Annotated in this window: 4 protein-coding genes; 2 read left to right on the top strand and 2 right to left on the bottom strand. The window is 72.1% G+C overall.

What is annotated here, in order from left to right:
* A partial coding sequence (locus tag VR44_RS38420) for a thiamine pyrophosphate-binding protein (protein WP_245692860.1) occupies positions 1 to 650 on the bottom strand: 650 nt, incomplete at its 3' end.
* A gap of 268 nt (positions 651 to 918) precedes the next feature.
* On the opposite strand from VR44_RS38420, the gene VR44_RS38415 reads away from it, so the two are divergent.
* Entirely contained in the window at positions 919 to 1,755 is an 837-nt protein-coding gene (locus tag VR44_RS38415; protein WP_045952319.1) for a hypothetical protein, read from the top strand.
* A gap of 81 nt (positions 1,756 to 1,836) precedes the next feature.
* The gene (locus VR44_RS38410) at positions 1,837 to 2,325 is read left to right on the top strand and encodes a glutathione peroxidase (protein ID WP_045952318.1); all 489 of its coding nucleotides are present in this window, start codon (positions 1,837 to 1,839) and stop codon (positions 2,323 to 2,325) included.
* Positions 2,326 to 2,435: 110 nt separating this feature from the next.
* Here the strand turns inward: VR44_RS38410 and VR44_RS38405 are convergent.
* On the bottom strand, positions 2,436 to 2,664 hold a 229-nt coding region (locus VR44_RS38405), incomplete at its 5' end, for an AMP-binding enzyme (protein WP_045952317.1).

Raw genomic sequence — 2,664 nt, 5'->3', positions numbered from 1 at the left:
GCGTTGATGATGCCGCCGCCGGCGACGATCAGCGGGCGCTCGGCCTCGAGCAGGAAGCCGAGGGCCTTCTCGGCCTGGGCGCGGCTGGCCTGCGGCTTGTAGACCGGCAGCGGGGTGTAGGTCTCGGGGTCGAACTCGATCTCGGTCAGCTGGACGTCGATCGGCAGGTCGATCAGGACCGGGCCCGGACGGCCGGAGCGCATCAGGTGGAAGGCCTGCTGGAAGACGCCGGGGACCTGCGCGGCCTCCAGGACCGTGGTGGCGGCCTTGGTGACGGGCTTGGCGATCGTGGCGATGTCGACGGCCTGGAAGTCCTCCTTGTGGAGCTTCGAGACCGGGGCCTGACCGGTGATGCACAGGATCGGGATCGAGTCCGCGATCGCGGAGTACAGGCCGGTGATCATGTCGGTGCCGGCCGGGCCCGAGGTACCGATGCAGACGCCGATGTTGCCCGCCTTGGCACGGGTGTAGCCCTCGGCCATGTGCGAGGCGCCCTCGACGTGACGGGCCAGCGTGTGCGCGATCCCGCCCACGTTCTTGAGCTCGCGGTAGAACGGGTTGATCGCGGCACCGGGCACGCCGAACGCCTGTTCGACACCCTCGAGCTTGAGGATCTCAACGGCGGCAGCGGCGGCTGTCATACGAGGCATCAGGTTCTCCTGCGGGTCTGGCGGTCAGACTTTTTCCGGCATCCGGAATTTTTGTTCTGCTATACGAAACAAGCTAAGTGTCGGCTTCCCGCACGTCAAGGCGGTGGGGCACCCCGGAACCCACCAAAAGCCGCATCTGTTTCGGTGAGTTGCACAAATGGCCGGGCCCGCCGGGTGAATCGGCGGGATTCGGCGGGCTCGCTCGCCGCGGCGGTAGCGGGTGGTGGAGCATGGACCCACGCACAGCGACGGAGGGGGTCCAGGGCTCATGGCGGAAGCGGTACCGGTGCGCTGCCCGGCGTGCCAGCGCGAGAACGGCTACATCTCCCCGGTCTTCCCGTGCGCCTGCGGGAGCCCGGTCACCCCGCCGCTGGACCCGGCGGCGGCGCCCCTGCCGCTGACCCACCGCACCTGGCAGGACAGCTGGGTGACGGTGCGGTGCGGGGCCTGCGGGCGGGAGAGCGAGTGGCCGCACCCGGAGGTGGGCTGCGGTTCGTGCGGGACGGTGGTGCTGGTGCCCGTACTGCCGCCGGAGCCGCCCGCGTCCGCGGTGGAAGAGGAGCCGGGCGCGGGGGCCGGGGCGGAGTCCGGCGCGCCGGGCGCGGGGAGCGGCGTACGGCGGGACGGGGGTCCGTCCGGGCCGGTGCCGGCCGGCGCCGCCTCCCGCTCCCCCGGTCCGGCCGGGGCCGCCGGGGGCCGGGGCCGGGGTCCCGCTTCCCGGCCGCCGTTCCGGCCCGTGACCATCCGTACCGCCCGCGACGCGGTGGCGACGGCCGCGCTGTACCTGCGCTGGCTCGGCTTCCGGGACGTCCGGCAGCCCGACGGGGTGCCGATCCCCTCGGCGGCGGTGGACCTGCGGGCGCCCGGGGTGGTGGCGCAGGTCGACCCGACGACGGCGCCGGCCGGGCTGCGGGCGGTCGAGTGCGTGTGGCTGAACGGTCTGACGGCCTCGGCGACCAGCGTCTACTTCGCCCTCGCGGGCTATACGGAGGAGGCCCGGAGCCGCGCCGACGACCTGGGGATACCGCTGTTCGTCATGGACCTGACCGGCATGCCGCAGCCGCTCAACGACCCGGCGGACGCACTGGTCGGCCGGGGGGCCTAGGCTCGGAGGCTGTTCGCACGTGTTGTTCGATCATGTTGCCTGCCTGCCTGCCTGCATGCATGCCGAGCCGAGGAGAGCTTGATGAGCCTGTACGACATCCCGCTGACCACCCTGGACGACGAGCCCACCAGCCTGGCGGCCCACCGCGGCAAGGCCATCCTGCTGGTGAACACCGCCTCGCAGTGCGGGCTCACCCCCCAGTACTCGGGTCTGGCCCGGCTGCAGTTCAAGTACGAGGAGAAGGGCTTCACCGTCATCGGCGTGCCCTGCAACCAGTTCGGCGGTCAGGAGCCCGGTACCGCGGAGGACATCCAGACCTTCTGCGCGGCCGGCTTCGGGGTGACCTTCCCGATGCTGGAGAAGTCCGAGGTGAACGGTGAGAACCGGCACCCGCTGTACCAGGAGCTGGTGAAGACCCCGGACGCCGACGGTGAGGCGGGGGACATCCAGTGGAACTTCGAGAAGTTCCTGATCTCCCCCGCCGGTGAGGTCGTGGCGCGCTTCCGCCCGCGCACCGAGCCGGAGTCGCCCGAGGTCATCGCCGCGATCGAGGCGCAGCTGCCGGCCTGATCCTCTGGGTGCCCGATCCTCTGGGTGCCTGGCCCGCTGACGTCCGGGCGCCCGTGCCCGATGCCGGGCGCCCGGGGCGGATCTCGCGCCGCGGGCGCCCGGGGCGGATCTCACCCCGCCAGGTCGGCCTCGTCGTACTCCTGGGCGGAGCCGGCGGCCGTGAGGTCCCGCAGCTCCACGCGGCGGATCTTGCCGGACACGGTCTTGGGGAGCTCGGCGAACTCGATGCGCCGGATCCGCTTGTACGGGGAGAGCACCGCCCGCGAGTGCGCGAAGAGCAGCCGGGCGGTCTCCTTCCCGGGCTCCCAGCCGGCGGCGAGGGTGATGTACGCCTTGGGC

Source organism: Streptomyces katrae, from assembly GCF_000966975.1.
GTDB lineage: Bacteria > Actinomycetota > Actinomycetes > Streptomycetales > Streptomycetaceae > Streptomyces > Streptomyces katrae.
Note: the sequence above shows the minus strand (reverse complement) of the source record. Positions and strands in the feature narration are given on the sequence as shown.